A 6,946-nucleotide genomic window follows, 5' to 3' on the forward strand; every position below is an offset into this window, starting at 1 on the left:
TGCGACTCCACCGTCTTGCGCACGCCCACCTCGCCCGCGGCCACCTGGCGCTTGCCGATGGCGAGCTCTTCCTCGCTCAGCACCAGGCGCGTGGCCTCTTCCTCCGTCACGCCGTGCGCTTCCATGCGCTCGCGCACCAGCCGCTGCCGGTCCGCATCGAGGAGGTCGCGCTCGCGCATGTTGCGCGCGTCGTTACGGTCGTCGCTGCCGCCAAGCCGTTCGAGCATGTCCATCTCCTGGGTTCTGGTTGCCGTCTCCGCCCGTGCCTTACCTGCTTAGCAAGTCCAATGCCTGCAATTACTTAGCGCCGTATACGGACCCGCCCTTCCGCCGGGGGCGAAAGGGCGGATCCGCACGCTCGTCAGGCGCGGCCCGGGCGGTTGTCGTCCAGGCGGTCGTTGCGCAGGTGGGTGTCGGTGACCTCGCGGTCCACCTCGGCGCGCTCGCGGCGCAGCTCCGTGTCGACCCACTCGGTCTCCACCACCTCGCGCTTGCGCACGACGAGCTCCTCCTTGGGCACCACCCGCTTCTCCACGATCGCCTCTTCGGCGTGGAGGGGGATGCGGATCTCGTCCTCGGTGATGTCGGCGCGCCCGCTGACGTGCATGGCGTCGGTGATGGGGCGGCGCTCGATCTCCACCTCCTCGCGGCGCAGCGGCACTTCCTCGTGCACGTGCTGCGTCTCGACGTACTTGTGCACGCCCACCTCGCCCGCGGCCACCTGGCGCTTGCCGATGGCCAGCTCTTCCTCGCTGAGCGTCAGGCGCATCTCGTCGGCGCGAAAGGCGTCGTTCTCGTAGAAGTCGGGCGTGGTGGCCGACGCGTCGAGGTTGCAGGCCTGGCCCACGCGCTCCTCGTAGTCACGCGTAACGGGGCCGCGGTCGTACGCCGGCAGCGCCTGGAACTGGTCGTCGCTCAGGCGGTCCACCAGCACCTGGTGACGGTCGCGCTCCAGCCGCGCGTAGCCGATGGGGATGGTGACGTGGCCCTGGGGCCCGCCCTCCACGTCCACGTAGCGCACCTTGTTGGCCTGCGTGTCCACCAGCAGGTCATCCACCCGTCCCAGCCGCCGCCCGTCCGAGGCCATCACGTCCCAGCCGCGGATGTCCGGCTCGCCATCGGCCACCCGGTAGCCGGAGAGCTGGTTCATCGGCACCACGCGGTCCATCGGTTCGTTCGCCATCGTCGTCCCCTCGGATGAAAGGTCCCTGCACCGCCCGGGGTGCTCCCCGCACCCCGAATTCGGGGCGGAGGGCCGGTGCAAGGTCCGTGCGCGAAAAACAGATGTAGCAGAGACGCGTGCGATGGATGATCTGACCCAAGTCGTGCTGCGGAAACACTTTGTTGCAGGTGGTGGTTTTGTCTTGTATCGGATCGAAGTGGCGCGCGCCTTGCGTCGGCTCTGGATCGCAACGTGTTATCAGGAGCGATCTTACGATGGCTGTACGATATTTCGAGTCGCCGGACGGTGCGGCGTGGCGCGTGTGGGAGGTGATCCCCGGGCAGGTGAGCGACTTTCGCTCCAGCTACGGATCGCACCTGCCGCGCGACATGGCCGACGGCTGGCTCTGCTTCGATTGCGGAAACGAGAAGCGGCGGCTGGCGCCCCTGCCCCTGAACTGGCACGAGCGTCCCGACGGCGACCTGTGGTTCTGGTGCCGCGCCGCCGAGCCCGTGCGCGCGCGGATGGCGCGCGAGGACGCGGACGAGCGTTCGGCGCCCCCATCGGTCGCCATGGCGGGCGCGGAGGACGGGCTCGCGATCGCGTAGACGCGGCCGATTGCGGGACCCTGCCCGCCGGGACGATCTTTCCCCCTTCCTGGTCCACCGGATTTTGAAGGGTGCGGATGACGGACGCCGTCGCGGACACGCTGCAGGACGCCTTCACGGAGCGGGAGCCCGCCGCCGTGCGCTTCGACGCGCCCGGCGGCGGCCGCTCGTTCCGCTTTCGGGGCCCGCGCGGCGTGCTGCGGGCAGACCGCGTGGAGGACGTGCTCCCCCTCCTGCGCGCCGTGGAGCGCGCCGTGGCGGACGGCCTGCACGCGGCCGGCTTCGTGGCGTACGAGGCCGCGCCGGCGTTCGACCCCGCGTTCGTCACCCATCCGCCCGACCCGCGGCTTCCCCTGGCCTGGTTCGCCCTGTACGAGGCGCGCGAGGCGGTGCGGCCGGAGTACGAATCCGCTCCCCTCGGCGATGCCGATCTCGGCCCGTGGCGCATCGACCTGGACGAGGCGGCGTACACGTCGCGCATCGACCGCATCCGTGAATGGATCGCGGCCGGCGACACCTACCAGGTCAACCTCACCACGCGGCTGACGGCATCGTTCGACGGGGATCCGCGCATCCTCTACGAGCGGCTGTGCCTGGGCCAGCGCTCGGACTTTTGCGCGTTCGTGGACCTGGGCGAGGGTCGGACGATCGTTTCCGCGTCGCCCGAGCTGTTCTTTCGGCTGGACGGGGACGGGCTGGAGCTGCGGCCCATGAAGGGCACGCGGCCGCGCGGGCGGTGGCCGGAGGAGGACCGCGCCCTGGCGGCGGAGCTGGCCGCGTCGCCCAAGGACCGCGCGGAGAACCTGATGATCGTGGACCTGCTGCGGAACGACGCGGGGCGCGTGGCGCGGACGGGCGGCGTGCGGGTGGAGCGGATGTTCGACGTGGAGCGGTACGAGACGGTGCACCAGATGACGTCCACCATCCGCGCCGTGCCCCGGCCGGACGCGGGGCTGGCGGACGTCTTTCGCGCCCTCTTTCCCTGCGGCAGCGTGACGGGCGCGCCCAAGGTGCGGACGATGGAGATCATCCGCGACGTGGAGACGGCGCCGCGCGGCGCGTACTGCGGCGCCATCGGCTTCGCGTCGCCGGGCGAGGCGGTGTTCAGCGTGGGCATCCGCACGCTGCTGCTGGACGCGGCGGCGGGGACGGCGGAGCTGGGGATCGGCAGCGGGGTGACGTACGACAGCGACGCGGCGGCGGAGTACCGTGAGTGCTGGTCCAAGGCCGCGTTCGCCCGCCGCGCGCCGGCGGACTTCGACTTGCTGGAGACGCTGCTGTGGGAGCCGGACGGCGGATGGTTCCTGCTGGACGGCCACCTGGCGCGCCTGGCCGCGTCCGCCGCGTACTTCGGCTACCGGTACGACGAGGGCGTGATCCGCGCGGGGCTGGCGGACTTCGCGCACGTGGCGTCCGCGCATTCCCTGCGCGTGCGGCTCACGCTGGACCGCGGCGGATGCGCGGAGATCGAGTCCGCTCCGCTGCAGGCGTCGGCGGAGCCCGTGCGCGTGGCAGTCTCGGCCGATCCGGTGGACAGCCGCGATCCGCTGCTGTACCACAAGACGACGCGGCGCGACGCGTACACCCGCCGCGCGGCGGATCGGCCGGATTGCGACGACGTGCTGCTGGTGAACGAGCGCGGCGAGCTGACGGAATCCACCATCGCCAACCTCGTCGTGCGGATGGATGGGGCGTTGTGGACGCCGCCGCTGGACAGCGGCCTGCTCCCCGGCGTCTTTCGCGCGGAGCTGCTGGCCCGCGGCGAGATTCGCGAGCGCGTGCTGCGCGTGGAGGACTTGGCCGACGCGGAGGAGATCTGGCTGATCAACTCCGTCCGCCGCTGGCGCCGCGCCGAGCTGGTGGACTGACCCGCATCTCGTTGCGCAGCAACGAAAGCGCGTCGCGTGATGCGTCCCAGGCTGTCATTCTGAAGGAGGCGCCGTCGCGATCCGTCCCGTGCATGGATGGCGCCGACGGAAGAATCTGGTCGCGCCGCGCGCAGAACCGTCCCGTGCACGAACCTCTCGTGCGTGAACTCAGCGCGCGGGCGGGATCCCGCACTCCGGCAACCAGATTCTTCGGTCGGCGCCGCACGCATCCCGCGGAAATCGAGACCCAGAGGGCGCCTCCCTCAGAATGACAGCGCGGGACGGGAACGACGTTGCGCAGCAACGAAAGCGCGTCGCGTGATGCGTCCCAGGCTGTCATTCTGAAGGAGGCGCCGTCGCGATCTATCCTGTTCACGGTTGGCGCCGACGGAAGAATCTGGTCGCGCCGCGCGCAGAACCGTCCCGTGCACGAACCCCTGGCGCGCGAACTCAGCGCGCGGGCGGGATCCCGCACTCCGGCAACCAGATTCTTCGGTCGGTCGGCGGCGGAGTATTGAGAACGGGACGGCACCCGCCGGCGCCGACCGACGTCAGAATGACAGCGCGGGACGGGAACGACGTTGCGTAGCAACGAATCGCGACTTGTCGCACTCGTCCGCGCTGTTATCCGAGTGTCTATCGGCTACGCCGAACGTGAGGGTGAAGCGCCGCAGTTCAACCTCCCCCCAGGGGTTATTGGGGGAGGTGGGCGAGCTCCGCGAGCCCGGAGGGGGCGCTCGCGCGGGGCCTGCTTGCGCGCCGTTGAATCCGTCCATCATCCACCGAACCTGTGATCACCCGATGTTCGCTCGCCGTACCGTCCTGCTCGCGCTGCTGGCCGCCTGCGCCGCGCCCATCCACGCCCTCGCGCAGGAGGAGGGCGAGGAGCACGAGGCGGAGGAGCTGGAGGCCGTCGTCGTCACGGCCACGCGCAGCGAGCAGCGCATCGAGGACGCCCCCGTGCGCGTGGAGGTGCTGGCGCGCGAGGAGGTGGAGGAGAAGATGATGATGACGCCCGGCGACGTCTCCATGATGCTCAACGAGACGAGCGGGCTGCGCGTGCAGGTGACGTCGCCGTCGCTGGGCGGCGCCAACGTGCGCGTGCAGGGGCTGCGTGGGCGCTACACGCAGATCCTGAGCGACGGGCTTCCGCTCTACGGCGGCCAGAGCGGCTCGCTGGGCCTGCTGCAGATCCCGCCCATGGACCTGGGCCAGGTGGAGGTCATCAAGGGCGCCGCCTCCGCGCTGTACGGCGCGTCCGCCCTGGGCGGCGTGGTGAACCTCGTCTCCCGCCGCCCCGCGGACGACCGCGAGCTGCTGCTGAACGCCACGACGCTGGGCGGGGCGGACGCCGTGCTCTGGACGTCGGGCGAGATGGGCGGCGGATGGGGCTACACCTTCCTGGGCGGCGCCCACGGCCAGCGCCGCGCCGACGTGGACGACGACGCGTGGGCGGACCTGCCGCGGTACACGCGCGGCGTCGTGCGTCCGCGGCTGTTCTGGGACGGCGGCGAGGGGCGCTCGCTCTTCGTGACCGTGGGTGCCACGGCAGAAGACCGCGCGGGCGGCGGCACCCTGCCGTCGCGCGTCCGCTTTGCCGAGGAGCTGCGCACCCGCCGCGGCGATGCCGGCCTCGTGGGCCGCTGGCTGACGGACGGCGGCACGCTGCTCAACCTGCGCGCGTCCGTCATGGGGCAGCGCCACGACCACACCTTTGGCGACGTGCGCGAGCGCGACCGGCACGGCACCGCGTTCGGCGAGGTGTCGGCGGCGCGGACGGTGGGCGCGCACACGCTCGTGGCGGGCGCGGCCCTGCAGCGCGAGACGTACCGCGCGCGGGACGTGGAGGGCTTCGACTACACGTTCACCATCCCGTCCCTGTTCGCGCAGGATGACTGGCGCGTGGCGGAATGGCTGGCGCTGACGGGCAGCGGCCGCGCGGACTGGCACAGCGAGTACGGCGTGTTCTTCAGCCCCCGCGTGAGCGCGCTCGTGCGCCCGGCGGCGGGGTGGAGCGTGCGCGCGTCCGCCGGGGGCGGCTACTACGCGCCCACGCCGTTCACGGAGGAGACGGAGGCCATCGGCCTCACCTTTCTGCGGCCGCTACGGGGCATGCGGGCGGAGCGGGCCCGCGGCGTATCGCTGGACGTGGGTCGCGCGCTGGGTCCGTGGGAGCTGAACGCGGCCGTCTTTGGCTCCGTCGTCGACGACGCGCTGCGCCTGGTGCCCGTCGCGCCGCAGACGGGCGAGGTCGTGCTCGTCAACATGGACGGCGAGACGCGCACCTGGGGCACCGAGGCGCTCGTGCGCTACCACGCCGGGCCCTGGCACGTGACGGGCACCTACACGTGGACGCGCGCCACGGAGCCGACCCTGGACGTGTTCGTCGTCGCCCGCCGCGAGGTGCCGCTCACCCCACGCCACCAGGCGGGCATCGTGGGGATGTGGGAGGCGGAAGGCGCCGGCCGCGTGGGCGTGGAGCTGTACTACACGGGCCGGCAGGCGCTGGACGACAACCCGTACCGCGCCGACAGCCGGCCGTACGCCGTCGTGGGCCTGCTGGCGGAGAAGCGCGTGGGCCGGGCGCGCGTGTTCGTGAACGCCGAGAACCTGGCGGATGCGCGGCAGACGCGCTGGGACCCGCTCGTGCTCCCCGCCCGCTCCCCCGAGCTGCGCTGGACGACGGACGCGTGGGCCCCGCTGGAGGGCCGCGTGGTCAACGCCGGCGTGCGGCTGGACTGGTAGGCTGGAGCGGCGGCGGAACGCGCCCTGCGGGTCGTCACGCGGACTCGAGCGCGGAGGAGGGGGCGGATGCGGATGCGAGGACGGGCGGGGTGGATCGGGACGGCGATGGCGGCCGGCGCGGCGATGGTGCCCGCGCCGGCGCACGCGCACGTCAAGTGGTTCTCGGAGTTCAGCTTCGCGGACCGGCCGCTGACGGCGGCGCAGGCCCTGACGCCGCTGTTCTTCGGCTTGGCCGTGCTGAGCATGGTGGTCATCGGCGCCATGGTGCTGCTGGACCGGCGGCTGGCGGACGCCGCGTGGTACCGCGGGGTGAACGAGTGGCTGGCCGCCCGCCGCGGCGATGCCGTGCTGGTGATGCGCATCGGCGTGTTCGCCACGCTGCTGCTGGCGTGGCAGGCGGACGCCCTGCTGGTGCCCGAGCTGCGCGCGTGGGCGCCGTGGGTGGGGTGGGCGCAGTTCGCGCTGGCCCTGCTGGTCCTGTTTCCCCGCACGGTGCCCGTCACGGGCGGCGGGCTCATCGCGCTGTACGGGCTGGCGGCGGCGCGGTACGGCGGGTTTCACCT

Annotated in this window: 6 protein-coding genes and 1 pseudogene; 5 read left to right on the forward strand and 2 right to left on the reverse strand. The window is 72.1% G+C overall.

Going from position 1 to position 6,946, the window contains the following annotated elements:
- On the reverse strand, positions 1–227 hold a 227-nt coding region (locus VFZ20_RS14435; protein ID WP_329684603.1), incomplete at its 3' end, for a hypothetical protein.
- A 134-nt stretch (positions 228–361) separates the two neighbouring features.
- Positions 362–1,183, reverse strand: coding sequence for a DUF2382 domain-containing protein (locus tag VFZ20_RS14440; RefSeq protein ID WP_329684604.1), 822 nt, complete (start codon positions 1,181–1,183; stop codon positions 362–364).
- 254 nt (positions 1,184–1,437) lie between these two features.
- Here VFZ20_RS14440 and VFZ20_RS14445 point away from each other — a divergent pair, with 254 nt between their 5' ends.
- The 5 genes and pseudogenes from VFZ20_RS14445 to VFZ20_RS14465 all read left to right on the forward strand — a co-directional run.
- The gene (locus VFZ20_RS14445) at positions 1,438–1,770 is read left to right on the forward strand and encodes a hypothetical protein (protein ID WP_329684605.1); all 333 of its coding nucleotides are present in this window, start codon (positions 1,438–1,440) and stop codon (positions 1,768–1,770) included.
- 77 nt (positions 1,771–1,847) lie between these two features.
- Positions 1,848–3,638, forward strand: a complete 1,791-nt coding sequence (pabB, locus tag VFZ20_RS14450; protein ID WP_329684606.1) for an aminodeoxychorismate synthase component I — start codon at positions 1,848–1,850, stop codon at positions 3,636–3,638.
- A gap of 293 nt (positions 3,639–3,931) precedes the next feature.
- Complete coding sequence (locus VFZ20_RS14455) at positions 3,932–4,156, forward strand: hypothetical protein (RefSeq protein WP_329684607.1); 225 nt, start codon at positions 3,932–3,934, stop codon at positions 4,154–4,156.
- 283 nt (positions 4,157–4,439) lie between these two features.
- Positions 4,440–6,383 (forward strand): TonB-dependent receptor plug domain-containing protein, encoded by a 1,944-nt coding sequence (locus tag VFZ20_RS14460; protein ID WP_329684608.1) that lies wholly within the window; start codon positions 4,440–4,442, stop codon positions 6,381–6,383.
- A gap of 66 nt (positions 6,384–6,449) precedes the next feature.
- A pseudogene (locus VFZ20_RS14465) lies at positions 6,450–6,946 on the forward strand (hypothetical protein); the annotation flags it as partial.

The sequence above is a fragment of the Longimicrobium sp. genome (assembly GCF_036280135.1).
GTDB lineage: Bacteria > Gemmatimonadota > Gemmatimonadetes > Longimicrobiales > Longimicrobiaceae > Longimicrobium.

Bases quoted from the DNA above. Each gene is read 5' to 3' on its own strand.
- VFZ20_RS14440 (WP_329684604.1), bottom strand. From the start codon at position 1,183: ATGGCGAACGAACCGATGGACCGCGTGGTGCCGATGAACCAGCTCTCC.
- VFZ20_RS14445 (WP_329684605.1), top strand. From the start codon at position 1,438: ATGGCTGTACGATATTTCGAGTCGCCGGACGGTGCGGCGTGGCGCGTG.
- pabB (WP_329684606.1), top strand. From the start codon at position 1,848: ATGACGGACGCCGTCGCGGACACGCTGCAGGACGCCTTCACGGAGCGG.
- VFZ20_RS14460 (WP_329684608.1), top strand. From the start codon at position 4,440: ATGTTCGCTCGCCGTACCGTCCTGCTCGCGCTGCTGGCCGCCTGCGCC.